The sequence below is a fragment of the Ramlibacter sp. PS4R-6 genome (assembly GCF_037572775.1).
Lineage (GTDB): Bacteria > Pseudomonadota > Gammaproteobacteria > Burkholderiales > Burkholderiaceae_C > Ramlibacter.
Map to the genome: position 1 here is coordinate 1,183,410 of NZ_JBBHKA010000001.1, position 25,920 is coordinate 1,209,329.

The 25,920-nt window shown below is 69.5% G+C and carries 23 protein-coding genes and 1 riboswitch; of the genes, 12 read left to right on the top strand and 11 right to left on the bottom strand.

Annotation, left to right across the window (positions count from 1 at the left end; all coding sequences use genetic code 11):
- Positions 1 to 12 precede the first annotated feature (12 nt).
- The gene (locus WG903_RS05835) at positions 13 to 2,643 is read left to right on the top strand and encodes an ATP-binding protein (protein WP_340073282.1); all 2,631 of its coding nucleotides are present in this window, start codon (positions 13 to 15) and stop codon (positions 2,641 to 2,643) included.
- On the opposite strand, the gene WG903_RS05840 is transcribed toward WG903_RS05835, so the two are convergent.
- Positions 2,628 to 3,686 carry an MBL fold metallo-hydrolase gene (locus WG903_RS05840; protein WP_340073283.1) on the bottom strand — a complete coding sequence of 353 codons (1,059 nt, stop codon included), beginning with the start codon at positions 3,684 to 3,686 and terminating at the stop codon, positions 2,628 to 2,630. The genes WG903_RS05835 and WG903_RS05840 overlap by 16 nt on opposite strands.
- 97 nt (positions 3,687 to 3,783) lie before the next feature.
- On the opposite strand from WG903_RS05840, the gene WG903_RS05845 reads away from it, so the two are divergent.
- The gene (locus tag WG903_RS05845) at positions 3,784 to 4,191 is read left to right on the top strand and encodes a MerR family transcriptional regulator (RefSeq protein ID WP_340073284.1); all 408 of its coding nucleotides are present in this window, start codon (positions 3,784 to 3,786) and stop codon (positions 4,189 to 4,191) included.
- A gap of 9 nt (positions 4,192 to 4,200) precedes the next feature.
- On the opposite strand, the gene WG903_RS05850 is transcribed toward WG903_RS05845, so the two are convergent.
- The 4 genes from WG903_RS05850 to WG903_RS05865 form a co-directional block, all read right to left on the bottom strand.
- On the bottom strand, positions 4,201 to 4,413 hold the full coding sequence (locus WG903_RS05850) for a hypothetical protein (RefSeq protein WP_340073285.1): 213 nt from the start codon (positions 4,411 to 4,413) through the stop codon (positions 4,201 to 4,203).
- Positions 4,414 to 4,510: 97 nt separating this feature from the next.
- Entirely contained in the window at positions 4,511 to 4,849 is a 339-nt protein-coding gene (locus WG903_RS05855) for a hypothetical protein (protein ID WP_340073286.1), read from the bottom strand.
- A gap of 13 nt (positions 4,850 to 4,862) precedes the next feature.
- Complete coding sequence (locus tag WG903_RS05860; RefSeq protein WP_340073288.1) at positions 4,863 to 5,975, bottom strand: ABC transporter substrate-binding protein; 1,113 nt, start codon at positions 5,973 to 5,975, stop codon at positions 4,863 to 4,865.
- A gap of 107 nt (positions 5,976 to 6,082) precedes the next feature.
- Positions 6,083 to 7,045 (bottom strand): dienelactone hydrolase family protein, encoded by a 963-nt coding sequence (locus WG903_RS05865; protein WP_340073289.1) that lies wholly within the window; start codon positions 7,043 to 7,045, stop codon positions 6,083 to 6,085.
- A gap of 100 nt (positions 7,046 to 7,145) precedes the next feature.
- Between WG903_RS05865 and uvrA the strand changes: the two genes are divergently transcribed.
- From uvrA to WG903_RS05885, 4 genes are all read left to right on the top strand, one after another.
- Positions 7,146 to 12,857 carry an excinuclease ABC subunit UvrA gene (gene uvrA / locus WG903_RS05870; RefSeq protein ID WP_340073290.1) on the top strand — a complete coding sequence of 1,904 codons (5,712 nt, stop codon included), beginning with the start codon at positions 7,146 to 7,148 and terminating at the stop codon, positions 12,855 to 12,857.
- Positions 12,858 to 12,881: 24 nt separating this feature from the next.
- Complete coding sequence (locus tag WG903_RS05875) at positions 12,882 to 13,928, top strand: histone deacetylase family protein (RefSeq protein ID WP_340073291.1); 1,047 nt, start codon at positions 12,882 to 12,884, stop codon at positions 13,926 to 13,928.
- 97 nt (positions 13,929 to 14,025) lie between these two features.
- Entirely contained in the window at positions 14,026 to 14,793 is a 768-nt protein-coding gene (locus WG903_RS05880) for a gamma-glutamyl-gamma-aminobutyrate hydrolase family protein (RefSeq protein WP_340073292.1), read from the top strand.
- 2 nt (positions 14,794 to 14,795) lie between these two features.
- Positions 14,796 to 15,608 (top strand): gamma-glutamyl-gamma-aminobutyrate hydrolase family protein, encoded by an 813-nt coding sequence (locus WG903_RS05885; RefSeq protein WP_340078201.1) that lies wholly within the window; start codon positions 14,796 to 14,798, stop codon positions 15,606 to 15,608.
- Here WG903_RS05885 and WG903_RS05890 read toward each other — a convergent pair.
- Positions 15,544 to 16,317: an HAD family hydrolase gene (locus WG903_RS05890; RefSeq protein WP_340073293.1), complete on the bottom strand. Its 774-nt coding sequence runs from the start codon at positions 16,315 to 16,317 to the stop codon at positions 15,544 to 15,546. The genes WG903_RS05885 and WG903_RS05890 overlap by 65 nt on opposite strands.
- Positions 16,310 to 17,950: a peptide chain release factor 3 gene (locus WG903_RS05895; protein ID WP_340073294.1), complete on the bottom strand. Its 1,641-nt coding sequence runs from the start codon at positions 17,948 to 17,950 to the stop codon at positions 16,310 to 16,312. Before WG903_RS05895 ends, WG903_RS05890 begins: the two co-directional genes overlap by 8 nt.
- A 109-nt stretch (positions 17,951 to 18,059) precedes the next feature.
- Here WG903_RS05895 and WG903_RS05900 point away from each other — a divergent pair, with 109 nt between their 5' ends.
- Complete coding sequence (locus WG903_RS05900; protein WP_340073295.1) at positions 18,060 to 18,557, top strand: hypothetical protein; 498 nt, start codon at positions 18,060 to 18,062, stop codon at positions 18,555 to 18,557.
- Here WG903_RS05900 and WG903_RS05905 read toward each other — a convergent pair.
- Positions 18,554 to 19,636, bottom strand: coding sequence for an ATP-dependent DNA ligase (locus WG903_RS05905; RefSeq protein WP_340073296.1), 1,083 nt, complete (start codon positions 19,634 to 19,636; stop codon positions 18,554 to 18,556). The genes WG903_RS05900 and WG903_RS05905 overlap by 4 nt on opposite strands.
- Before the next feature lie 25 nt (positions 19,637 to 19,661).
- Positions 19,662 to 19,743, top strand: a riboswitch (S-adenosyl-L-homocysteine riboswitch).
- Positions 19,744 to 19,814: 71 nt separating this feature from the next.
- On the opposite strand from WG903_RS05905, the gene ahcY reads away from it, so the two are divergent.
- From ahcY to metF, 3 genes are read left to right on the top strand one after another with little or no spacing between them, the layout of a single operon-like run.
- Complete coding sequence (gene ahcY / locus WG903_RS05910) at positions 19,815 to 21,251, top strand: adenosylhomocysteinase (RefSeq protein ID WP_340073298.1); 1,437 nt, start codon at positions 19,815 to 19,817, stop codon at positions 21,249 to 21,251.
- A gap of 8 nt (positions 21,252 to 21,259) precedes the next feature.
- Positions 21,260 to 21,991, top strand: coding sequence for a TlyA family RNA methyltransferase (locus WG903_RS05915; RefSeq protein WP_340073299.1), 732 nt, complete (start codon positions 21,260 to 21,262; stop codon positions 21,989 to 21,991).
- A complete protein-coding gene (gene metF, locus WG903_RS05920; protein ID WP_340073300.1) occupies positions 21,988 to 22,821 on the top strand; it encodes a methylenetetrahydrofolate reductase [NAD(P)H] in 834 nt (277 codons plus the stop codon). Before WG903_RS05915 ends, metF begins: the two co-directional genes overlap by 4 nt.
- Here the strand turns inward: metF and WG903_RS05925 are convergent.
- From WG903_RS05925 to WG903_RS05935, 3 genes are read right to left on the bottom strand one after another with little or no spacing between them, the layout of a single operon-like run.
- A complete protein-coding gene (locus tag WG903_RS05925; protein WP_340073301.1) occupies positions 22,774 to 23,502 on the bottom strand; it encodes a fructosamine kinase family protein in 729 nt (242 codons plus the stop codon). The two genes, metF and WG903_RS05925, sit on opposite strands and share 48 nt — an antisense overlap.
- Positions 23,499 to 23,996 carry a DUF3291 domain-containing protein gene (locus WG903_RS05930; RefSeq protein ID WP_340073303.1) on the bottom strand — a complete coding sequence of 166 codons (498 nt, stop codon included), beginning with the start codon at positions 23,994 to 23,996 and terminating at the stop codon, positions 23,499 to 23,501. Before WG903_RS05930 ends, WG903_RS05925 begins: the two co-directional genes overlap by 4 nt.
- A complete protein-coding gene (locus WG903_RS05935; RefSeq protein ID WP_340073304.1) occupies positions 23,996 to 24,886 on the bottom strand; it encodes a 23S rRNA (adenine(2030)-N(6))-methyltransferase RlmJ in 891 nt (296 codons plus the stop codon). The genes WG903_RS05930 and WG903_RS05935 overlap by 1 nt, the downstream gene beginning before the upstream one ends.
- A 168-nt stretch (positions 24,887 to 25,054) precedes the next feature.
- Between WG903_RS05935 and rplM the strand changes: the two genes are divergently transcribed.
- Entirely contained in the window at positions 25,055 to 25,489 is a 435-nt protein-coding gene (gene rplM, locus WG903_RS05940) for a 50S ribosomal protein L13 (RefSeq protein ID WP_340073306.1), read from the top strand.
- Positions 25,486 to 25,878, top strand: coding sequence for a 30S ribosomal protein S9 (rpsI, locus tag WG903_RS05945; protein ID WP_340073307.1), 393 nt, complete (start codon positions 25,486 to 25,488; stop codon positions 25,876 to 25,878). The genes rplM and rpsI overlap by 4 nt, the downstream gene beginning before the upstream one ends.
- Positions 25,879 to 25,920 lie beyond the last annotated feature (42 nt).

A 25,920-nucleotide genomic window follows, 5' to 3' on the forward strand; every position in this document is an offset into this window, starting at 1 on the left:
CGGGGAGGAAGGATGCAAGTCACACTGAGCTTGCGCGCGCGCCTGCTGGTCGTCATGACCGCGGCGCTGCTGCCGCTGCTGGGCGTGCACCTCTGGGGCGCGATGCGCGACACGCAGGCGTCCATGGAACTGGCGCGCTCGCAGTTGCGGTTTTCCGCTTCGCTGCTGGCCGCGAACCAGGAGCGCATCGTCGACACGGTGGAGCAGTTGCTCGGGGCCATCGCGCAGATGCCGGAAATGCGGGCCCTGGACCGCGCCCGCTGCCAGGCCTATTTCGAGTCGCTGCGCGACCGCTACCCGGTGTACAGCAACATCGGCCTGATCGACACCGAAGGCCAGGTGCTCTGCCACGCACTCGGCTCGCGCGGCACGCCTTCCGCGCGCGACCGCGACTATTTCAACCAGGCGCTGGCGCATCGGCGCTTCGTCATCGGCGAGCCGATCGTCGGGCGCATCGTCAACCAACCCGCGCTGCCCTTCGCGATGCCGGTGCTGGAGCAGGGCGCGGTCGTGGGCGTCGTGTTCGCCTCGCTCGACCTGCCGCGGGCATCGCGTGAACTGGGCGCAGCCGAGCTCCCCGCTGGGGCGCGGGTCACGGTGGCGGACCGGCACGGGCACATCCTGATGCAGTTCCCCGCATACGGCGAACTGCTGCGCGCGGCCGTGCACGAGGAGCTGCTGCAGGCGGCGCGCACGATGCAGCCCTTTTCCGGCGAAGGCCCCGACAGGGCCGGCGAGATGCGGCTGTACGCCCTGGCGCCCACGAAACGGGTCGGCGACCAGGGATTCGTGGTGCGGGTGGGCCTTCCCGCCGAGGCTGCGAAGCGCGCGACGTGGGAGCGCGGCCGCGAGGAATTCCTCGTGCTGGCCACCGTCATGGCGCTGGCGATGCTGGCGGTGTGGTGGATCGGCGGGCGGATGATCGTGAAGCCCGCCAAGCAGATCCTCGGCGCGGCGCGGCGCATCGAGCAGGGGCGCCTGGACGCGCGCGTGCCCGTGCTGCTGGCCGGGCGGCGCGACGAATTCGCGCGCCTGGGCGCGGCGTTCAACCTGATGGCCGACTCCCTGCAGATGCGGCAGGCCGACCTGGAAGCGGAGCTCGGCCGCAGCCGCGGCGCCTACGCGGTGCTCGACCAGGTGCTCAACAGCATGCAGGAGGGCCTGATCGCCGTGACGCGCGAAGGCAAGTTCCTGCTGCACAACGCCGCGGCTGGGCGCATCCTGCCGCTGTCGGATGCGCCGGTGCTGCCCGAGCTGTGGCCCGGGCACTTCGGCATCCACTACCCGGGCGACCGCACGCCCTACCGCGCCGACGACCTGCCGCTGGTGCGCGCGGCGCTGGGCGAAGGCGAAGGGCAGGCGCTGCTGTTCGTGCGCAATGCGCTGGTGCCCGAAGGCCGGCTGGTCCAGTGCACCTGGCACCGCATGCAGGGCGACGTGCCCGGCGGGCTCGTGGTGTTCAGCGACGTCACGCAGCTGCAACGGCTGGAGGCCGAGCAGGCGGCGCACCTCGCGCGGCTGCAGGAGGCGCAGCGCAAGCTGACCGACTCGCAGCGCGTGGGGCGCGTGGGCAACTGGGAGCTGGACCTGCGCACCGGCCGGCTGTGGTGGTCCGACGAGGTGTACGCGCTGTACGGCATCGCACCCGAGTCCTTCGGCCATGACCTGCAGGCGTTCGAGCTGCTGGTGCATGCCGACGACCGCGCGCTGTTCAAGCCGGCGCGCGACCAGGCGCTGCGTGACGGCAAGGTGATGAACCTCGAGTACCGCATCGTGCGGCCGGACGGCTCGGTGGCCTGGATGCACGAGATCGCCGAGGCCCGCCGCGACGCCTCGGGCGAGCCCGTGTGGTTCGGCGGCGTGGTGCAGGACGTGACCGAGCGCAAGGCGATCGCGCTGGAGAACGCGCGCCTGCTCGACGAGGTGCGCGAGCTGAACGCCGGCCTGGAATCGCGCATCGCCGAACGCACGGCGCAGCTGCGCGCGGCCAACCAGGAGCTCGAGGCCTTCTCGTATTCGGTGTCGCACGACCTGCGCGCGCCGCTGGGCGCGATCGGCGGCTTCGCGCGCGCGCTGGAGGCCAAGCTGGAGCCCGGCGGCGACGAGCGCACGCTGCATTACTTCGGGCGCATCCAGGCCGGGGTGCGCAAGATGGAGGAGCTCATCGAAGCGCTGCTGCAGCTGTCGCGCTTCACGCGCGCGCCGCTGGAGTGGGCCGACGTCGACCTCGGTGCGCTGGCGCGCGAGACGGCGGAGAACCTGCAGCTGCAAGACCCGCAGCGCAAGGTGGAACTGCACGTGCAGGACGGCCTGGTCGCGCGCGGCGACGAACGGCTGTTGCGCGCGGCGATCGAGAACCTGGTCGGCAACGCCTGGAAGTTCACCGCGGCGGTGGCGCAGCCGCGCATCGACGTGGGCCGCAGCGCCGACGGCGCGTTCTACGTGCGCGACAACGGCGTGGGCTTCGACATGGCCTATGCCGACAAGCTCTTCACCGCTTTCCACCGCCTGCACAAGGAAAGCGAGTTCCCCGGCACGGGCATCGGGCTGGCCACCGTGCGGCGCATCGTCACGCTGCACCAGGGGCGCGTGTGGGCGCAGTCGCAGCCCGGCGCGGGCACCACCTTCTACTTCACGCTCTGAAAGCGCCAGACGCCGTCGGCGTCGCGGGCGCGCGCGAGGCGTCCCTCGTGCCACAGCGCGTGCAGGTGCGCCACCGATTCGCCCATCGCGAAGGTCGTCTGGTGCAGGTCGAGGGCGCGCTTGAACAGCACCGGCAGGACATCGGCGGCCGACTTCGCGCCGGCCGAGCACGCCTCGACCACTTCGGCCAGCCGCTCGTCGTGGTGGTCGTGCAGCTGCTTCACGCGCTCGTGGATGCCGCGGAAGGGCTTGCCGTGCGAGGGCAGCGCCAGCGTGCCTTCGGGCAGTGCGTCGAAGCGGTCGATGGACGCCAGGAACAGGCGCAGCGGGTCCGACTCGGGCTCGACGTCGTACACGCTCACGTTGGTCGAGATGCGGGGCAGCAGCATGTCGCCCGAGATGAGCACCTGCAGTTCCTCGCAGAACAGCGAGATGTGTTCCGGCGCGTGGCCGTAGCCGGAGATGCAGCGCCAGGTGCGCCCGCCGATGGCGACGCGGTCGCCGTCCTGCAGGCGGCGAAAGCGCGGCGGCACCTTCGGCACCATCCCGGGGTAGTAGCTGGCGCGGGCGCGAATCTTCTCCAGCGACTCCGGGTCCGTGAGGCCGTGCGACGCGAAGAAATCCGCGGCTGCGGCGCCGCCGAAGCCCGTGGTCGACTGCGAGGCCAGGCGCGCCGCGTTGAAATCGGTGGCGCTGATCCACAGCGGCGCGTTCCAGCGCTCGCACAGCCACCAGGCCAGGCCGATGTGGTCGGGGTGCATGTGCGTGACGATCACGCGCAGGATGGGCAGGCCTTCGAGCTGCGTCGCGAACACCTCTTCCCACTGCGCCTGCGCTTCCTCGCGGCTGATGCAGCAGTCGACCACGGTCCAGCCGGCGCGGCCGTCGATCTCGTCCCGCAGCAGCCACAGGTTGATGTGGTCCAGCGCGAAGGGCAGCGCCATGCGGATCCAGCGCACGCCCGGCGCGACCTCGAGCGTCGTGCCCGGCGCGGGCAGGGTGTCGCCAAACGGGTACTCCAGGCGGGCTTCGAGGGCGTTCATCGGGGGATCGTTCAGGTTGACGTTGACGTAAACGTCAGATGTGAGGCATTCTAGGCGGCGCGCCGGCCCGCAAGCTGTCGCGCGGCATACAGCACCCATGGCCACCCCCACCTACACGATCAGCGACCTGGCGAAGGAATTCGACCTCACGACGCGCGCGATGCGCTTCTACGAGGACATGGGGCTGCTGCAGCCGCAACGCACCGGCCCCGGCGGGCGCAACCGCGTCTACAGCGCGCGCGACCGCACGCGCCTGAAGCTCACGCTGCGCGCCAAGCGCCTGGGGCTTTCGCTCACCGAGGCGAAAGAGATCATCGACATGTACGACAGCCCGCGCGACACCGGGCCGCAGCTGAAGAAGTTCCTCGCGGTGCTGGCGCAGCACCGCAAGCAGCTGGAAGACCAGATGGCGGACCTGCAGGCGCAGCTGGACGAAGTGAAGGTGCACGAGAAGGAAGCGCGCACCCTGCTCGCGAAGTCCGAAAAAGGCCGCCAGGCGGCCTGAGGCGCGCCGTCAGCCGTCGCGGCGGCCGACGCTGTCGAACGGGTCGATCGGCAGGAAGCCGCTGTCGAGCTGCTGCACCGAGTCCTCCCACAGCGCCCAGTCGTCCTCGTCGTTGCCTTCGATCACCTGCACCGCGGGGTCCACCTCATAGGCGCGCAGGCCGGGCGCGGGCCTCAGGGCCGGGCGGTGGGCGGCGGCGTGGCGCCGGGACGGGTTGGTCATGGCTCGCTCCTTCCGACTGCGAAGGAACGCACTCTCGCGCCGCGCCGACACGCCGCGTGTCAGAAGATGTCGACTCTTGCTGGAAGGTGTCCGGCTGTTACTCCGCGGCCGAGTAGCCGGGCAGCGGGCGCAGCAGGCGGTCGGCCACCGTTCCCGCGAACAGGGGCGCCAGGGCATTGACGCGCTGGGCGGCTTGCCATTCGCAGTGGCGGTGCGCGACCACGGAGAACAGGTCGGAGCGCGCGTTCCACAGGTCGGAGGCGGTGCGGGCGCGCTGCAGGCGCGTGCGCAGGTGTTCGCAGTCCGCGCCGTCGCAGTCGTGCAGCAGCGCGAGGATGTGCTCGCGCAGCGCGGCGACGTCGCAGGGCGTGCTGGCCAGCTCGACCGGCGCGGCGGTGCCGGTGAGGCTGCTCAACCAGTGGGTCCAGGAGGGCACGGCCGGCTCCGGTTCAACGGACGAAACGCCCGTCCAGCCCGATGATCGACAGGTCGGCGAAGTCCAGCCCGGTGTGGTTGCCCGCCGTGTAGCCGACTTCCAGCCCGCCCAGGTTGTATGGCTTCATGCCATCGAGCGTGGCCACCAGCTTTTCGCGCGTGGGGTTCTTGCCGCTGCGGCGCAGCGCCTCCACCAGCACCTTCGCGGCGGCATAGCCTTCCAGCATCGCGGGAGAAAGTTGCACGCCCTTGGCCTTCGCCAGCTCCTGGGCTTCCTTGACCATCGGGAAGGCGATGGAGCGTTCCGAGGGGAACACCTGCGTGACGATCACGCCGCGCGCGTTGTCGCCCAGCGCCTTGATGAAACCCGAGGACGCGTTGTTCGACAGCGTGACGACGTGCGCGGCCGACTTGGCCGCACGCAGCGCGCGCACGCCGTCGGCCACCGCCTTCGCCGAGCCGACCCAGATCACGGCCTGCGTCTCGCGGCCGACCAGCACGGGAACGATCTGCGCGTAGTCCGGCTGGTTGCGATCGGCCTTGATCACGGCGGTGGCCTTGAGCTTCGTGCGCTCGAAGCCGCGGCTGGCGCCGGCCAGCGCGTCGGCGCCGAAGGAATCGTCGGCGTGCACGACGGCGATGCGCTGGATGCCCTGCGTGTGCAGGTGCTCCACCGCCTTCTCGGCTTCCCGCTGGTAGGACGAGCGCACGTTGAACACGTATTTGTGCACGGGCTGGTGCAGCGCCATGGCACCGGTCGAGGGGCCGACCAGCGCGATGCGGTTGGCCTCCAGCACCGGCATCACGGCCTGCGTGTGCGGCGTGCCGCGCGTGAGGAACAGCGCGAGGACCCGGCCGTCCGCGGCGAGCTTGCGCGCGTTCTCGGCGGCCAGCTTCGGGTCGAACTGGTCGTCGAGCGAAACGAGTTCGACCGGCTGGCCGTTGACGCCGCCCTTCGCGTTCACCGCATCGAACCACAGGCGGGCGCCGTCCGTGGTTTCCTTCACCCCCGCCGCGACGGGGCCCGTGAATCCGGCCGTCTGCCCGACCACGATCTGCGCCTGCGCGTAGCCGCATGCGAGTGCGGCAACCAGCAGGGCCTGCTTCCAACGACGCTTCGCTTCCATGCTGTCTCCTTCAGGATTTCGTCAGGAAAGTCTAGGAGTGCTTTCGTCCTTGTGCGTGTGGCTTCTACGTTGTGGGTTCTACGTTGTGGGAACCCACAACATGGCGTTCAGCGTGCGAGCTGCGCGCGAAAGAAGTCCGTGAGGTCGCGCAGCGCCTGCTCGCGGCTGTCGCGTGTGCCGCCGTGCGTGAAGCCCCACTTGCCGCAATCGCGAAACACCTGGTGCGCGAACGCGGCCCAGTCGGCGCCGGCGACCAAGCCGGTCTTCGCGTAGACCATCTCGCCGCCGGGGCGGATCACGTAGTCGCAGGCCGCGTAGTTCTGCGTGCGGCCGCGCCACTCCGGGCCGGGCTCGAGGAACTGGTGCGACGCACCCGGGTAGACGATGGCCTGCGCGCGGCCGCCCGCCTGCCGGATGCGATCCGCGTACGCCACGCATTTCGCGGCGGGCGAGAGGTCGTCCTTCTCGCCGAGGAGGAAAAGGATGGGCGAAGCCGCGGGAACGACCTGCTCCCATTGCGCCGCGCAGCTCGGGTAGAGCGCGGCGTGCGCCCGGTAGCCGGGTGCCGCGCCCAGCGCCGCGTCGCGCAGCGGTGCCTGCTGCGTGAAGATCGCGGCGATGCCGCCGCGCGAGAAACCGGCGATGCCGATGCGCTGCGGGTCGATGTCGGGCCGCGCCCGCAGCGCGAGCAGGGCGGCGAAGCCGTCGATCGCCGTGGCCGCCGTGGACAGGCGTCCCTGGTCGGCGCCGGTGGACGACAGGCCGCGGCCGCCGAAGCTGTCCAGGAGCAGCGCGGCGATCCCGGCCTGCAGCAAGGCCTGCACCACGTCGTGGTCGCCCGCGCGGATGCCGCCGCTACCGTGCATCACGACCACGGCCGGCAGGGGCGGCGCGATCCCCGGCGGGACGAACAGCTTGCCGGCCAGCGCCACGGGCGACTGGCGGAACCGGCCATCCAGGATGTCGCTGAATTGCGTGGGCGTGTACGAAGTCACGGCCAAAGCTTCCTGCGCCATCGAAGGCGCGTGCAGGAAGGCCGCGCAGCAGGCGGCGGCAAGAAGCCTGGGCATCCCCGCGTTGTAACCAATTCCGGCGCGGAAGACCACATGACAGAAGCTGGCGCACCGACGTCCCTAGAATGTTCGGCCTCCTGCAGAAAGAACCCCACGTATGACCCAGGGAGTGATCCGCATCCGCGGCGCCCGCCAGCACAACCTCAAGAACCTCGACGTCGACCTGAAGACGGGGGAACTCACGGTCGTCACCGGCCCCAGCGGGTCGGGCAAGTCCAGCCTCGTGTTCGACACGCTGTACGCCGAAGGCCAGCGCCGCTACGTCGAGACGTTCTCGGCGTACGCGCGCCAGTTCCTCGACCGCATGGACAAGCCCGCGGTCGACCGCGTGGAGGGCGTGCCGCCCGCCATCGCCATCGACCAGACCAATCCGGTGCGCTCGTCGCGCTCCACCGTCGGCACGATGACGGAGCTGAACGACCACCTCAAGCTCTTGTTCGCGCGGGCGGCGCAGCTGTTCGACCGGCAGACCGCGCTGCCGGTGCGCCACGATTCGCCGGACACGATCTACGACGAGCTGATGGCGCGCACCCGGGGCGAGGACCCGCGCCTGGTCTTCACCTTTCCCGTGGAACTGCCCGGCAACACCAGCGCCGAGGAGGTCGAGCAGTGGCTCGCGGCCAGCGGCTTCACGCGCGTGCACGCGCAGCGCGAGGTGGCCACCGTCACCGGCCCGCGCAAGGTGCTGGACGTGATCGCCGACCGCTTCCGCATCCAGGACACCGAGCGCATCCGCGCCATCGAGGCCATCGAGGTCGCGCTCAAGCGCGGCGCGGGGCGCCTGTCGGTCTACGTGCAGAAGGCGGAGGACGAATACGAGGCCTGGAAGTTCTCCACCGGCCTGCATTGCCCCGACAGCGACATCCGCTACGCCGACCCGATCCCGTCGATGTTCTCGTTCAACTCGCCGGTCGGCGCGTGCGAGGTGTGCCGCGGCTTCGGCCGCGTCATCGGCGTGGATTGGGGCCTGGTGATCCCCAACGACAAGCTCACGCTGCGCGCCGGCGCGATCAAGACGATCCAGACGCCGGCCTGGTCCGAGGCGCAGGACGATTTGATGCGCCACGCCGAGACGGCCGGCATCCCGCGCGACACGCCCTGGTACAAGCTCACGCCCGAACAGAAGAAGTGGGTGATCGACGGCGCGCCCAACTACAAGGAGGGCAACTGGAACAAGCAGTGGTACGGCATCCGGCGCTTCTTCCAGTACCTGGAGAGCAAGGCGTACAAGATGCACATCCGCGTGCTGCTGTCCAAGTACCGCAGCTACACGCCGTGCGACACCTGCGGCGGCGCGCGCCTGAAGCTCGAGTCGCTGCTGTGGCGCCTGGGCACCAAGGAGGACGCGGACGCGGTGATGGAGCCCTCGCGGCGTTTCATGCCGGCGGGCGTGCAGTGGTCGCGCGAGCAGCTCGAGGCGCTGCCGGGCCTGTGCCTGCACGACCTGATGCTCATGCCCATCGACCGGCTGCGCCGGTTCTTCGACCGCGTCGAGCCTCAGCAGGAGGCCGCGCATGCCGGCTCGGGCGACCTGCAGGCGCTCAAGCTGCTGTTCGACGAGATCACCACGCGCCTGCGCTACCTGGTGGACGTGGGCATCGGTTACCTCACGCTCGACCGGCAGAGCCGCACACTGTCCGGCGGCGAGGTGCAGCGCATCAACCTCACCACGGCGCTCGGCACGTCGCTGGTGAACACGCTGTTCGTGCTGGACGAACCGTCCATCGGTCTGCACCCGCGCGACATGAACCGCATCACCGAGGCGATGAAGCGCCTGCGCGACGCGGGCAACACGCTGGTGGTGGTCGAGCACGACCCGGCGGTGATGGTCGCGGCCGACCGCGTGATCGACATGGGGCCGGGCCCCGGCGAGCGCGGCGGCAACATCGTGTTCGACGGCACGGTGAACGAACTGCGCCACGCCGACACGCTGACCGGCGCCTACCTGGGTGCGCGCAAGCACGTCGGCATGGGCTTCAAGCGCGCGGTGACGGACGCCACGCCGCGCCTGATCCTCGAAGGCGCGCGCGAGCACAACCTGAAGAACATCAGCGTCGAGTTCCCGCTGCAGCGCCTGGTGTGCGTGACGGGCGTGTCGGGTTCGGGCAAGTCGACGCTGATCCAGGACATCCTCGCGCCGGCGCTGATGCGCCATTTCGGCAAGGCGACGGAAACGCCGGGCGAGCACGACCGCCTGCTCGGCGCCGACCATTTGAGCGACGTCGTGTTCGTCGACCAGTCGCCCATCGGCAAGACCGCGCGCTCGAATCCCGTGAGCTACGTCGGCGCCTGGGACACGATCCGCGAGATCTTCGCCACCGCGCCGCTGGCGAAGCAGCGCGGCTACACGGCGGCCAAGTTCTCGTTCAACTCGGGCGACGGGCGTTGCCCCACCTGCGGCGGTTCGGGCTTCGAGCACGTCGAGATGCAGTTCCTGTCGGACGTGTACCTGCGCTGCCCCGATTGCGACGGCAAGCGCTACCGGCCCGAGATCCTCGAGGTGACCATCGAGCGCCAGGCGGCCGGGGCGGAGCGGCGGCGCGTCATGAACGTGGCCGACGTGCTGGAGCTCACGGTGAGCGAGGCGGCGGCGCTGTTCGCCAACGACCGCGACGTGATCCGCGCGCTGCAGCCCATCGTCGACGTGGGCCTGGAGTACGTGAAGCTCGGGCAACCGGTGCCCACGCTGTCGGGCGGCGAGTCGCAGCGCCTGAAGCTCGCGGGGTTCCTCGCGCAGGCGGCCAAGGCCGCCACCGGCAGCCGCCAGCCCACCGCGACGCGGGGCGTGCTGTTCCTGTTCGACGAGCCGACGACCGGGCTGCATTTCGACGACATCGCCAAACTCATGCGCGCGTTGCGCAAGCTGCTCGACGCGGGCAATTCCATCGTGATCATCGAGCACAACCTCGACGTCATCCGCGCCGCCGACTGGTTGGTGGACCTCGGCCCGGAAGGCGGCGATGCCGGCGGCGTGGTCGTTGCGGAAGGCTCGCCCGAAGAAGTGCGCGCCCATGCGACTTCGCACACCGCCAAGGCGCTGCGCGACTACGACGGCACGCTGGGCGTGTTCGAGACCGCCGCCACTTACGCTGTGACGACGAAGAAACCGGAATCGGACCCCAACATCCGGATCGTCAACGCGAAGGAGCACAACCTCCAGAACCTCACGGTCGCGATCCCGCACAACAAGTTCAGCGTGATCACGGGGGTGTCCGGTTCGGGCAAGTCGACGCTGGCGTTCGACATCCTGTTCAACGAGGGGCAGCGGCGCTACCTGGAGTCGCTCAACGCGTACGCGCGCAGCATCGTGCAGCCGGCGGGGCGGCCGGAGGTCGACGCGGTCTACGGCATCCCGCCGACGGTGGCGATCGAGCAGCGCCTGTCACGCGGCGGGCGCAAGTCCACCGTCGGCACCACCACCGAGGTGTGGCACTTCCTGCGCCTGCTGTACGTCAAGCTGGGCGTGCAGCATTGCGTCAACGAGGGCGCGGAGGTGCGGCCGCAGACCGCCGATTCGATCGCCGCGCAGATCCTGCGCAAGTACAAGGGCCAGCACATCGGCCTGATGGCGCCGCTGGTGGTCAACCGCAAGGGCGTGTACACGGAGCTGGCCGACTGGGCGCGGCCGCGCGGCTACACGCACCTGCGCGTGGACGGCAACTTCCTGCCGACCACGGGCTTCCCGCGCATCGACCGCTTCAAGGAACACACCATCGAGCTGCCGGTGTGCGACCTGGACATCACGGCCGCCAATGAGCCGCTGCTGCGCGCCAAGCTGGCGGAGGCGCTCGAGCACGGCAAGGGCGTGCTGCACGTGCTGGCGCCGCTGGACGGCCTCAAAGGCGCAATGCTGCAGGGGCTGGGGCGCCACCACCACATCGGCAAGGTCGAGGTGTACTCGGTCAAGCGCGCCTGTCCGGTGTGCGCCACCAGCTACCCGGAGCTCGATCCGCGGCTGTTCTCGTACAACAGCAAGCACGGCTGGTGCCCCGATTGCGTGGGCACCGGCGTGAAGCTCACGCGCGAGCAGCGCAAGGCCTTCGACGACACGCTCACCGACGCCGACGACAAGGGCCGCGAACAGACCTTTGCCGAGCCGGAGGTGGAGGACGTGGTGGACGAAGCCTGCCCGTCGTGCCACGGCTCGCGACTGAACCTGCAGGCGCGTAACGTCAAGTTCGACCGCGCCGGCATCGCCGAGATCGCCGCGCTGTCGGTCGTGGACGTGCGCCGCTGGATCGAGAGCCTGGAGCTGAAGGGCGTGATGACCGAGCGCGAGAAGGGCATCGCGCGCGACCTGATCCCCGAGATCAAGTCGCGGCTGGAGTTCCTCGAGGAGGTGGGCCTGGGCTACCTCACGCTGGACCGCGGCGCACCCACGCTCTCGGGCGGCGAGGCGCAGCGCATCCGCCTGGCGGCGCAGCTCGGCTCCAACCTGCAGGGCGTGTGCTACGTGCTCGACGAGCCGACCATCGGCCTGCATGCGCGCGACAACCAGATCCTGCTCGATGCCCTGCACAAGCTGGGCGACAAGGGCAACACGCTCGTCGTCGTCGAACACGACGAGGACACGATCCGCCGCGCCGACCACATCATCGACATCGGGCCCAGCGCCGGCAAGCGCGGCGGCCGCGTCGTCGCCGAAGGCTCGGCGCACGACCTGTCGCAAGTGGAAGAGTCCGTCACCGGCAAGTACCTGCTGCATGCGATGAAGCACCCGGTCAAGCCGCGGCGCGCGACAGTGCTGGAGCGCGCGCTGTCGCTGGGCGGCGCCGACATGCACAACCTGCAGGGCATCGACGTCGACGTGCCGCTGCAGCGCCTGGTCGCGGTGACGGGCGTGTCGGGCTCGGGCAAGTCGACGCTGGCGCGCGACGTGCTGCTGGCCAATGTGCAGGCGGCCGTGCAGCAGCGCTCGACCAAGGCCGGCCGCGAAGCCGACGAGCGCGGCAAGCGTCCTGCGTGGACCGGCGCCAAGTCGCTGGAGGGCTACCAGGCCATCGACCGCGTGCTCGAAGTGGACCAGACACCCATCGGCAAGACGCCGCGCTCCTGCCCCGCGACCTACATCGGTTTCTGGGACACGATCCGGCGCCTGTTCGCCGACACGCTGGAGGCGAAGGCGCGCGGCTACGGGCCGGGCCGCTTCTCCTTCAACACCGGCGAAGGCCGCTGCCCGACCTGCGAAGGCCAGGGCATGCGCACCATCGCCATGAGCTTCCTGCCCGACGTGAAGGTGCCGTGCGAGTCGTGCCATGGCGCGCGCTTCAACCCCGAAACGCTGGCCGTCACCTGGCGCGGCAAGAACATCGGCGACGTGCTGCGTATGGAGGTGGACGAGGCGGTGGCGTTCTTCGCGTCCATGCCCAACATCAGCCATCCGCTGCAGTTGCTCAAGGACGTCGGGCTCGGCTACCTCACCCTCGGCCAGCCGTCGCCGACGCTGTCGGGCGGCGAGGCGCAGCGCATCAAGCTGGTGACGGAGCTGTCGAAGGTGCGTGACGACGTCACGCGCCGCGGCCAGAAGGCGCCGCACACGCTCTACGTGCTGGACGAACCGACGGTGGGCCTGCACATGGCCGACGTCGAGAAGCTCGCGCGCGTGCTGCACCGGCTGGTCGACGGCGGCCACAGCGTCATCGTCATCGAGCACGACCTGGACATCGTCGCCGAGGCCGACTGGGTGATCGACCTGGGCCCCGAGGGTGGCGGCGCCGGCGGGCGCGTGGTCGCGGCCGGCACGCCGGAGCAGCTGGTGGCCAAGGGCACGCACACCGGCAAGGCGCTGGCGCCGGTGCTGGCGCGTTGACGAGAGGCTGCCGACAATAGGGGCATGCGCACCTACTTCAACGCCGACCACGCGCTGCACCGCGGCCGCCACGAGATGTTCCGCGGCGAGATGGTGCCGTGCTTCGAAGTCCCGGACCGCGTCGACTTCGTGCGGGCCGAGCTGGAGCGGCGCGCGATCGGCCCGCTCGAGGTGCCGCCGCCCGCACCGCTCGAAGCGCTGATGCGCGTGCATTCGGCGCGGTACCTCGACTTCCTCGCGGGCGCGTGGGACGAGTGGGTGGCGCTGGACCCCGCGAACGCGCAGCGCGACGCCATCCCGTCCTACTGGCCGATCCGCACCTTCCGCAGCGACGTCACGCCCGAGAGCTTCCATGCGCGCATGGGGCTGTTCTCGTTCGACGCGGGCACGCCGCTGACGGCGGGCAGCTGGGCCGCGGCGCGCGGCGGCGCCGCTTGCGCGATCGCCGGTGCCAAGTGCATCGCAAGCGGCGAGCACGCCGCCTTCGCGCTGTCGCGGCCGCCGGGCCACCACGCGGGCGTCGATTTCTTCGGCGGCTACTGCTTCGTCAACAACGCGGCGGTGGCGGCGCAGGCGCTCATCGACGGCGGCGCGAAGCGCGTGGCGGTGCTCGACGTCGACTACCACCACGGCAACGGCACGCAGGCGATCTTCTACGGCCGCGGCGACGTGTTCTTCGCCAGCATCCACGGCGACCCGCGCACCGAATACCCGTACTACCTGGGCTACGCCGACGAACGCGGCGAGGGCGAGGGCCTGGGCATGAACCTCAACCTGCCGCTGGCGCGCGGGACGGGATTCGTCCCCTGGCGCGGCGCGCTCGCGCATGCGCTGATCGGCATCGCGCAGTTCGGCGCGGAGGCGCTGGTCGTGTCGCTCGGCGTGGACACGTTCGAGCAGGACCCGATCTCGGGCTTCCGGCTGCAAACCGACGACTACCGCCACGTCGGCGCCGACATCGCCGCCGCGGGCCTGCCGACGCTGTTCGTCTTCGAGGGTGGTTACGCGGTGGCGGAAGTCGGCGTCAACACCGTGAACGTCCTCGAAGGCTTCGCCCAGGCGCGCGGCTGAGGCACCCGCCGCAGAGCCACGCCCGTCAGCAGCGTCCGACGCGAATTGCCGCCGGCCCCGGCGGCCCGCCACGGGTACGGCCGGGCACCATTTCCACATGGCTGCACAACGCCCGCTCGTCTGGTTGCCGGCCTGCCACCGCAACCTCGACATCGACGATCCCGGTGGCTACACCGTGCTGGCGGACCGCTACGCGCAAGCCGTCTGCAAGATCGGCATGCAGCCGGTGCTGTACCCCATGGCCGGCGCCGGCGACGTGCCCGAGCTGCTGGCGCTGGTCGACGGCGTGCTGCTGACGGGTTCGCCGTCGAACGTCGACGCGACGCGCTACGAAGCCACCGCGCTGGAGACCGACCTGCTCGACCCCCGCCGCGATGCGCTGACGATGGCGCTGGTGCCGGCGGCGATCGCCACCGGCGTGCCGGTCTTCGGCGTGTGCCGCGGCCTGCAGGAGATGAACGTGGCCCTCGGCGGCTCGCTGTACCAGCGGCTGCACACCGAGGAAGGCATGATGGACCACCGCGAGCCCGACGACGAGCCGCTCGAGGTGCAGTTCGCCGAGCGCCACGACGTCGAGCTGCTGCCGGGCAGCGCGTTCGCGCTGTGGGCCGGCGGCACCAAGGCCAAGGTCAATTCGCTGCACGGCCAGGGCATCAAGCGCCTGGGGCAGAACCTGGTGGCCGAGGCCTTCGCGCCCGACGGCCTCATCGAGGGCGTGCGCGTCGACGGCTCGCCCGCTTTCGCTTTCGGCGTGCAATGGCACCCCGAGTGGCACCACGAGCAGAACCCCTTCTACCACCGCACGCTGGAAGCCTTCGCGCAGGCGTGCGTGGAGCACCGCCAGCGCCGGGAGGAAGCCTGTTGAGCGTGGCGCGGGTCCCGGTGGTCTGGGTGGTGGCGAGCCACCGCACGCTCGGCAACGAGCACGGCAAGCCGCAGATGTACACGGTGATGGACGAGGCCGGCACGCGCACGTTGCTCAACATGGGCCTGCAGCCCGCCACCTTCCCCGGGGTAGCACCCGAGCGCATCCCGGCGCTGCTGGAAGGCGTGGACGGCGTGTTCCTCGGCGGCTCCGCGACGCACGTGCACCCGAGCCTGTACGGCGAACCGGAAGAAGCCGACGTGCCGTGCTACGACCTCGACCGCGACGCCGTCGCCCAGCCCCTGGTGCGCCAGGCGCTGGCCCTGGGCGTGCCCCTCCTCGGCGTGTGCCGCGGCGCGCACGACTTCAACGTCGCGCTCGGCGGCAGCCTGCACCAGTCGCTGCGGCAGCGCGCGGGCGGCACGACACACTGGGAGGACGCGGAGGAGACGCTGGACCAGCAGTACGGCGAGCGCCACGGCATCGATGTCGTTCCCGGCGGCGAGCTCGAACGCATCGCCGGCAAGGCGCGCTTCGGCGTCAGCTCCCTGCATTCGCAAGGCATCAACCGCCTCGGCGCGGGCCTCGTGCCCGAGGCGCATGCCGAATGCGGCCTCGTCGAGGCCTTCCGCTGGCACGACCCGACGCAGTTCGCGTGGGGCTTCCAGTTCCATCCCGAGTGGGGCTGGTGCGAGCACCCGGAGTACGGGCGCATCATGCACGCCTTCCTCGATGCGGTTTGGGGCCGGTTCAACGCGCGCGAAGGATCGCGTGCGCCGCTTCCGCAAAACCTGCACCTCGTTCCGACGGCGTGACCCAGCGCGGCGCGTGCGTGAGCTGCGCGGCGAAGCGGCGGATGTTGGCCACGCCCACCGACAGCGGGAAGCGCTCGAACATCAGCACGTCGTTGGTGGAGTCGCCGACGTAGACCCAGTGCGCGATGGCAGCGTCGAGGTCGACGCCCAGCAGCTCGCGCGCGATCCAGCGCGCGCCCACCCACTTGTCGTGCGCACCGTACCAGCCGTTGATATGGATGGAGCTCACCGTGGCCTGCATGCCTTCGCTGCGCATGATCGCGACGGCCTGGTCGATCCGCTCCTGCGGCAGGTGCACGAACTCGCTGTGGTCGATGGCGATGTCGGTCTCGCGGCCGGCACTGTCCCGCGCGAGCTGCGAGCCCGGCACCTCGCGCAGCACGCGCGCCGCCACCTGCTGCATGCGCGCGAAGTTCGCGGCGCGCTCGGCGGCGGTTTGCTGGTAGATCTTGCGGCCGTCGGCGAGCACCGCCACCGCGCCGTTCTCGGCGACGATGGCGTCGACCGGCCAGTCGCGCGCGAAGGGCTCGCTCCAGCCGACGGGCCGCCCCGTGATGGGGATGACGTGGACGCCTGCGGCGCGCAGCTGCGCCAGCGCCGGCAGCGCATCGGCGGTGATCGCGCCTTCGGTGGTCAGCGTGTCGTCGATGTCGGTGAAGACACCGGCTATGCGCTGGCCGGCGAACGACTCGGCTTGCAGTTCAACCATTCGCACGCTGCAGGCTCAGGCCCGCGTGTTCGCGCAGCGGGTGGAAGTGGATCTTCGGGAAGCGCTCCTGCGCCAGCCGCACGTCGTAGGGCGAGGTGCACAGGAAGGCCAGCGCGTCGGCCGCGTCGAGCGCCATGCGCTGCGGGTACGCGTTCATGAACTCCTTGAGCTCCGCGTCGCTATCGGCCGTGATCCAGCGCGCACCGGTGTACTGGCAGCCTTCCAGGCGGATGTCGGCGTCGTACTCGGTCTTCAGGCGGTGCTGCACCACTTCGAACTGCAGCTGGCCGACCGCACCGAGCAGCATCGGACCGCCGATCTGCGGACGGAAGACCTGGATCGCGCCTTCCTCGCCCAGTTGCGCCAGGCCCTGCTGCAGCTGCTTGGTGCGCAGCGGGTTCTTCAGGATCACGGTCTGGAACAGCTCGGGCGCGAAGAAGGGCAGGCCGGTGAACTGCAGGTTGGCGCCGTCGGTGATGGTGTCGCCCAGCTGCACGCCGCCGTGCGTGGTGAAGCCGATGATGTCGCCGGCGTAGGCCTCGTCCACCGCCTCGCGCCGCTGCGACAGGAAGGTGACGACGGAGGTCGGCCGCAGTTCCTTGGCCGTGCGCTGCACCTTGAGCTTCATGCCGGGCGCGTACCGGCCCGAGGCCATGCGGACAAAGGCGATGCGGTCGCGGTGGTTGGCGTCCATGTTGGCCTGCACCTTGAAGACGACGCCGGCGAAGTTGGCTTCATCGGGCTGGATGGTCTTTTCCTGCAGCTGCTTGTTCACGACCAGCTGGCTCAGGCGCGGGCGCGGGTGCGGCGCGATGTCCACCAGTGCGTCGAGCACCTCCATCACGCCGAAGTTGTTCACGGCCGAGCCGAAGAACACCGGCGTTTGCTTCGCGTTCAGGAACGCTTCGTGGTCCCACTCGGGCGAGGCGCCGGCGGCCAGCTCCATGCTTTCCGCGGCGTGGTCGTACTCGGAGCCGAAGCGCTCCTTCAGCCGGGCCGTGTCCGACAGGGCGATGGTCTCGAAGTCCTGCGGGCGGCGCTCGCTGCCCGACTCGAACACCGTCATCGCCTGCGTGCGCAGGTTCATGATGCCGCCGAAGCCTTTGCCCTTGCCGACGGGCCAGGTCATGGGCACGCAGGGCATGCCCAGTTCGCGCTCCACCTCGTCGAGGATGTCCAGCGGCTCGCGCACCTCGCGGTCCATCTTGTTGACGAAGGTGATGATGGGCGTGTCGCGTTGGCGGCACACCTCGATCAGCCGCCGCGTCTGCGCCTCCACGCCGTTGGCCGCGTCGATCACCATCAGGGCCGAGTCGACGGCGGTGAGCACGCGGTAGGTGTCTTCCGAGAAGTCCTTGTGGCCCGGCGTGTCGAGCAAGTTGACCACGTGGTCGCGGTAGAGCATCTGCATCACCGACGAGGCGACCGAGATGCCCCGCTGCTTCTCGATCTCCATCCAGTCGGAGGTGGCGTGGCGCGAGGCCTTGCGCGCCTTGACCGAGCCGGCGATCTGGATCGCGCCCGAGAACAGCAGCAGCTTCTCGGTGAGCGTGGTCTTGCCCGCATCCGGGTGCGAGATGATGGCAAAGGTGCGGCGGCGCCGGACTTCGGCGGCGTACGGGGAGGCTGACAAGGGGGAACTCCGCGGGCCGCGCGGGGCGGCCGGTGTGGGACAGCCCCTATTTTGCCCTCGGTGGCTGCCCTAGTGCCGGCGGCGCCGCTTGGAGCTAGTATCCGCGGCCATGAGACATGGCCTGGCCCTCCTAGCCTTCGCTGCGACCACCTGTGTCTTCGCGCAGCCGGCCGAGCGCCCCAACCAGCCGGTGTTCCGCAGCGGCCCCTGGTTCGTGGTGCGCTCGGTGCGCGACAGCGGCAAGGTCGTCGGATGCACGGGCTTCTACCGCGCCAACCGGCACGTCCAGCTGAGCAAGGACACGCTGATCATCAAGACCGTCGAGGAAGTGAGCGGCGTCGCCTTCGGCTTCGACGGCCAGGCGCCCGGCGCGCTGCGACCCCTGTCGTCCGCCGAGAAGGAACTGCAGGCGATCGCCTTCACCGGCGAGGATTTCGCCAAGCTCTCGCGCAGCTACAAGGTGCGCATCGACGCCGCCACCGCGCAAGGCACGATGCGCCACGAGCTGGAACTGACCGGCCTGTCCGGCGCGCTCGAGAACATCGACAAGGGCTGCCCGGTGCCCGAAGCGCCGAAGACGCCGCAGCGCCGCCGGCACCGCAGCTAGGCCTTGCCCTTGAACACCTTCGCCAGCTCGAAGGGCGTCACCACCTCCAGCTGGTCGTAGCGGCACTCCTGCGGCGGCTTGTCGGGCCGCCAGCGCAGGAACACCGCGGCATGGCGGAATCGGTCGCCCTGCAGGTGGTCGTACTTCACTTCCACCACCCGCTCGGGGCGCAGCGGCTCCCACGTCAGGTCCTTGCCCGCGCTCCAGCGGCTCTGCGCGCCCGGCATGCGATTGGCGTCGTCGCCCGTCGCCTCGGCCCAGCCGGCCCAGGGATGGTCCTTCAGGGCGTCCTTGCGCAACGGCGCGAGCTCCTCGACCAGCTCGCGGCGCATCGCCATCGTGAAAGCCGACGTCACGCCCACGTGCTGCAGCACGCCCGCGTCGTTGTACAGACCGAGCAACAGGGAACCGACGGCGTCGTCGGTGTCGCGGTACCAGCGGAAGCCGGCGACCACGCAATCGGCGGTGCGCGCGTGCTTGATCTTGAACATCGCGCGCTTGCCCGGCTGGTAGGTGGCCGTCTCGGGCTTGGCGATCACGCCGTCGAGGCCCGCGCCTTCGAAGCGTTCGAGCCAGTCCTGCGCGACGGCCCGGTCCTTCGTCACCGGTGTCAGGTGCACCGGCGGCTTCACGGTCTTGAGCAGGCTTTCCAGGCGCGCGCGCCGCTCCGACTGCGGCAGCTGCATCGTCGAGCGCCCGCCGGCCGCGAGCAGGTCGAAGGCGACGAAAGATGCCGGCGTGGCCTGCGCGAGCCGCGCGACGCGCGAGGCCGCGGGATGCAGGCGCTGCTGGAGCGCATCGAAGTCCAGGCCCTGCGGGCCGGCCACCACGATCTCGCCGTCGATCACGCAGCCCCTGGGCAGGCGCTCGATGCACGCGCGCTCGAGCTCGGGGAAGTAGCGGTTCAGGGGCCGCGAGTCGCGGCTCTGGATGAAGCACTCGTCGCCGTTGCGGAAGACGATGGCCCGGAAGCCGTCCCATTTGGGCTCGAAGAGGAACCCTTCCCCCTTCGGAAGCTCATCGGCGATCTTGGCCAGCATGGGCTCGATCGGTGGCGAGGTGGCGGGTGTGGCGGGCATGGCCGACTATCCTATAAAATGCGGGCCATCCGAGGAGCGTTGCACCACCCGAACGGGTGTCAGGCTCGGCCAGCGGCACTTGCGCCGCGCAACGACGCTCACCCCACTGTCCGGTGCGGTGAGTTTTTTTATTCCCGCGCAGCCCGGCAGTGGTCCTCGACACGAACAGGAGCCACGAATGAACGCCGTACTCAAGACCAACGCCGCGCAGGATTGCGCGATCGCCGACGCCAAGCTGGCCGACTGGGGCCGCAAGGAAATCCGCATCGCCGAGACGGAGATGCCCGGCCTGATGGCCATCCGCCAGGAATTCGCGAAGAGCCAGCCGCTCAAGGGCGCGCGCATCACGGGCTCGCTGCACATGACCATCCAGACGGCCGTGCTGATCGAGACGCTGCAGGCGCTGGGCGCGCAGGTGCGCTGGGCCTCGTGCAACATCTTCTCGACGCAGGACCACGCCGCGGCCGCCATCGCCGCCAGCGGCACGCCGGTGTTCGCGATCAAGGGCGAGTCGCTCGAAGACTACTGGGACTACACGCACCGCATCTTCGATTTCGGCGCCAAGGGTTCGGAGCATGAAGGCCCGAACATGATCCTGGACGACGGCGGCGACGCCACGCTGCTGATGCACCTGGGCCAGCGCTGCGAGTCCGACCTGTCGCTGATCGACACGCATTCCAGCGAGGAGGAGCGCATCCTCTACGCCGCGATCCGCAAGAAGCTCAAGGAAGACCCGAGCTGGTACTCGCGCAAGGCCAAGGAGATCATCGGCGTCACCGAGGAGACGACCACCGGCGTGCACCGGCTGATCGACATGGCGAACAAGGGCCTCCTGAAGTTCCGCGCCATCAACGTCAACGACTCGGTCACCAAGAGCAAGTTCGACAACCTCTACGGCTGCCGCGAGTCGCTGGTGGACGGCATCAAGCGCGCCACCGACGTGATGGTCGCCGGCAAGGTCGCGCTGGTGTGCGGCTACGGCGACGTGGGCAAGGGCTCGGCGCAGGCGCTGCGTGCGCTGTCGGCGCAGGTGTGGGTGACCGAGATCGACCCCATCAACGCGCTGCAGGCCGCGATGGAAGGCTACCGCGTGGTCACCATGGACTACGCCGCCGACAAGGCCGACATCTTCGTGACCGCCACCGGCAACCGCGACGTCATCACCTACGCCCACATGGCGAAGATGAAGGACCAGGCCATCGTCTGCAACATCGGCCACTTCGACAACGAGATCGACGTCGCGTCGCTCGAAGCCAAGTGCAAGTGGGACGAGATCAAGCCGCAGGTCGACCACGTGATCTTCGAGGACGGCAAGCGCATCATCCTGCTGGCCAAGGGCCGCCTGGTGAACCTGGGCTGCGGCACGGGCCACCCCAGCTACGTGATGTCCTCGTCGTTCGCCAACCAGACGCTGGCGCAGATCGAGCTGTTCACCCGCCCGAACGACTACCAGGTCGGCCAGGTGTACGTGCTGCCCAAGCACCTGGACGAGAAGGTGGCACGCCTGCAGCTGTCCAAGCTGGGCGCGCAGCTCACGGAGCTGACGCAGGCGCAGGCCGACTACATCGGCGTGCAAAAGCAGGGCCCGTACAAGCCCGACACCTACCGCTACTGAGGCACTGCGTGCGCGCGGACCAGTTGCTCGTCGAACGCGGCCTTGCCGCGACGCGGTCGCAGGCCCAGCGCCTGATCGCGTCGGGCGTGCGCTGGCGCGCGCCGGGCGGCTGGAAGGACGTCGCCAAGAACGGTGACGAGATCCCGATGCAGGCCGAAGTCGAATTGCTCGATGACGCCGAGGCGCGCTACGTCTCGCGCGGCGGGCTCAAGCTCGAAGGCGCCCTGGCGCAATCGGGCGTGGACGTGCGCGGCAAGGCGTGCCTGGACGTCGGCCAGTCCACCGGCGGCTTCACCGACTGCCTGCTGCGTCACGGCGCGGCGCGCGTGACGGGCGTGGACGTCGGCCATGGGCAGTTGCACGAGAGCCTGCGCGAGGACCCGCGCGTCACGGCCATCGAGAAGCTCAATGCCCGCGAGCTCTCCGCAGCGCGCGTCGGCGGCGACTTCGACGTGGTCGTGGGCGACCTCTCGTTCATCTCGCTCACGCTCGTCATCCCCGCGCTGCGCGCGCTGCTGAAAGCGGGCGGCGACCTGCTCATGCTCGTCAAGCCGCAATTCGAGTTGCAGCCGGGCCAGCTGGGCAAGGGCGGCATCGTCACGGACCCGTCGCTCTACGCGGTCGTCGAACAGCGCCTGCGCGACGCCTGCCGCCAGGCCGGCTTCGCCGTGAAAGGCTGGTTCGAGAGTCCCATCGCCGGCGGTGACGGCAACCGCGAATTTTTCATCCATTGCCAATGACCCTTCCCCTCAGCCTCGAATTCTTCCCGCCCAAGACGCCCGAAGGCGCGGCGAAGCTGCGCGCGGCGCGCCAGCAGCTCTATGCGCTGCAGCCCGAGTTCTGCTCCGTCACCTACGGCGCGGGCGGCTCGACGCAGCAAGGCACCTTCGACACCGTGTCCGAAATCCTGATGGAAGGCGTCGATGCGGCGTCGCACCTGTCGTGCATCGGCGCGACGAAGGAAAAGGTGCGCGAGGCGCTGGGCCTGCTCGATGCCATGGGCGTCAAGCGCCTGGTCGCGCTGCGCGGCGACCTGCCCAGCGGCTACGGCACCGGCGGCGAGTTCACCTACGCCAGCGACCTCATCGCCTTCATCCGGAACGAGACGGGCGACAAGTTCAAGATCGACGTGGCGTGCTATCCCGAGGTGCATCCGCAGGCACGCTCGGCCGAGTCGGACATGAAGGCCTTCGCGACGAAGGTGCGCGCGGGCGCCAACACGGCGATCACGCAGTACTTCTTCAACGCCGACGCGTATTTCCGTTTCGTCGACGAGGTGCAGAAAGCCGGCCTGGAGATCGCGGTCGTGCCGGGCATCATGCCGATCACGAACTCGTCGCAGCTGATGCGCTTTTCCGACGCCTGCGGCGCGGAGATTCCGCGCTGGATCCGCCTGCGGCTCGAAGGCTTCGGCGACGACACGAAGTCGATCAAGGCCTTCGGCCTGGACGTGGTCACGGCGCTGTGCGAGAAGCTGCGCGCCGGCGGCGCCGGCTGCTTCCACTTCTACACGATGAACCAGTCAGCCGCGACGCTGGAGATCTGCAAGCGCCTCGGCACAGCGCAGTGACTGCTGCCGGTAGCCGCCGCCGAACAGCACGGCGTGGTTGAGCAGGTGGTACAGCTGGTACAGGTGCTTGCGGCGCGCGTAGCCCGCTTGCGGTGAACCGTAGCCTTGCCGGAAGCCCGTCGGCGGGGAGCCGAACAGCTCCATCATCGCGACGTCCGCCTCGGCATCCGAATAGGACACGCAAGGGTCGTAGATGACCGGTGTGCCGTCGGCGAGCATGCCCCAGTTGCCGGACCAGAGGTCGCCGTGGATCAGGCTCGCGCGCGGTTCGTAGCCGTCTTGGAACAGCGACGGTATCGCGTCGATCGCCGCACCCACGGCCTTCGCCAACTCGGGATCGCGCAGGCGCGCGAGCATCGGATGCAGGCGTGATTCGCGCCAGAACGTCGGCCAGTCCTCGCTGCGCGTGTTGACCTGCGGCGTCGCGCCGATGAAGTTGTCGGCGAGCCAGCCAAAGGGCTCGTCGAACGGGATCGCGTGCAGCGCCGCGAGCGCACGGCCGAAGCGCTCGCCGAAACCGGCGTCCGGCTGCGCGAAGTCCAGCCATTCCAGGACGAGCCTGTCCTCGTGCAGCTCGAAGACGCGCGGGACGCGGATCGTGTTGGTCATGGCGAGCATGAGCAGGCCTTCGGCTTCGGCGCGCAGCACCGCGGCGTCGCCGCGCTTCACGAAGGTCTTCAACGTTCGACCGCTTCGCCTTGCGGCGTGAACATCTGCTTGAACGTGAAGGCCTGCGGATGCGGGCCCTTCGCGCCCAGTAGCTTCAAGCGCTCCAGGCCTTGCTGCGGCGTGGGCACGTCGCCGGCGGCAATCCACCACAGCGCCAGGAACGGCACGCCGTCGCCCAGCTCCGGCAGCCCGCCGACGTACTGCTTCCAGTCGCCGAACCACTTCTTGCGCGCGGCGAACACCTTGGCGTGCGCCGTCTTGTACGCGTAGGCGTGCAGCGATTCCACGCTGTCCCACACGCTCATGTTGAACAGCACGCGCGGGTCGGCGAGCTCGCGCTGGGCCGGGTCGCGGCTGTCGGAGACGTAGCGCCACACGAACCCGGGGCTGCGCTCGGCCAGCTGGTTGATCTCGTCGAGCTGCGCGATGAACTCCGCCATCACCGGGTCGTCCTGGTCGCCCAGCGCATAGGCGACGTTGACCTGCGCGAGGTGCCAGCGCTGCATCACGAGCTCTCGAGCACGTGCCCCTTGCCGCGGCCGCGGCCGAGGATGTCGACCATCTGCGGCAGCGCCGCCTGCATCGCGGGCTTGAGCGTGTGCGGCGGGTTGACGACGAACATGCCGCTGGCCGTGAGGCCCTGGGGCTGGTTGCCTTCGCCCGGCTGGTGCGCCACGTGCCCGATCGACAAGGTGGCGTGCAGCCACGGCTTGCCGGCGTTGTTGGTGATGGTCTTCAGGCGCCGCGGCAGCTCGTGCGCTTCGGGCCGCGGGATGATCGGGTACCAGACGACGTACACGCCGGTGGGGAAGCGCTTGAGGCAGTCCTGGATGCAGGCCGTGACCTTGGCGTAGTCGCTCTTGATCTCGTAGCTGGGGTCGATCAGCACCAGGGCCCGGCGCGACGGCGGGGGCAGGAAGGCCTTGAGCGACTCGAAACCGTCGGTGCGGGCCACCGCCACCTCGCGCCCGGCCTCCATCTGGGCCACGTGGCCGGCGAGGGCCTTGGCGTCGGTGGGGTGCATCTCGAACAGCTTCAGCCGGTCGCGGCCGCCTTCCCGCAGCAGTTCGTGGACCACGAAGGGGGAGCCCGGGTAGACCTTCCATTGGCCTTTCTTGTTGAAGCTGGCCACCACGGAGACGTAGTCGGCCAGGGCCGGCGCTACATTTTCGAGAGCGCGCAAAGCAGGCGCCAGCTTGAGAATCCCGTCCTGGGCCTCGCCCGAAGTGCCCGCATACTCCCCGTCCAAGCGGTACAGGCCGGCCCCGGCATGGGTGTCCACGGCCACCAGCGGGGTGTCCTTGAGGGCCAGGTGGCGCAGGATCGCCACCAGCATCGTGTGCTTCAGGACGTCGGCGTGGTTGCCGGCGTGGAAGGCGTGGCGGTAGCTGTACATGCCCGGGATGGTAGCGGCTAGGCCTAAGTCCTTGATTTTCCGTATAATCGCCGGCTCCGTAGCGCTTTTTGCGTCCCGCGACGGAGCCAGACTCCCGCCTAAGAGGTCCTCACAAGAAGGACACCGACCGCGGAAAAGGACGCGCAAACCAACTCGAGTTTTTTTGACATGCCTACGTTCAGCGCAAAACCCGCTGACGTGACGCACGAGTGGTTTGTGATTGACGCCACCGACAAGGTGCTCGGACGGGTTGCCAGCGAAGCTGCCCTCCGTTTGCGCGGCAAGCACAAGGCCATTTACACGCCTCACGTCGACACCGGCGACTTCATCGTCGTCATCAACGCTTCCAAGCTCCGCGTCACCGGCGCGAAGGAGCTCGACAAGAAGTACTACCGCCACACCGGCTACCCGGGCGGCATCCGCGAGACCAACTTCCGCGACATGCAGGCCAAGCACCCCGGCCGCGCGCTGGAGAAGGCCGTCAAGGGCATGCTCCCCAAGGGCCCGCTGGGCTACGCCATGATCAAGAAGCTGAAGGTCTACGGCGGCGCCGAGCATCCGCACACCGCGCAGCAACCGAAGCCCCTGGAGATCGCAGCATGATTGGTGAATGGAACAACGGCACCGGCCGCCGCAAGTCGAGCGTGGCCCGTGTCTTCCTGAAGAAGGGCTCCGGCAAGATCACGGTCAACGGCAAGGACATCGCCGAGTTCTTCGGCCGCCAGACGTCGATCATGATCGCCAAGCAGCCGCTGATGCTGACGAACAACGCCGAGACGTTCGACATCCAGTGCAACGTGCACGGCGGCGGGGAATCCGGCCAGGCCGGCGCCGTGCGCCACGGCATCACGCGCGCGCTGATCGACTGGGACGCGGCCCTCAAGCCCGTGCTGTCGCAAGCCGGCTTCGTGACGCGCGATGCGCGCGAAGTGGAACGCAAGAAGGTCGGCCTGCACTCCGCACGCCGCCGCAAGCAGTTCTCGAAGCGCTAAACCGCTTACAGCTGCCAACAAAAAGCCGCGCAAGTCCTCTTG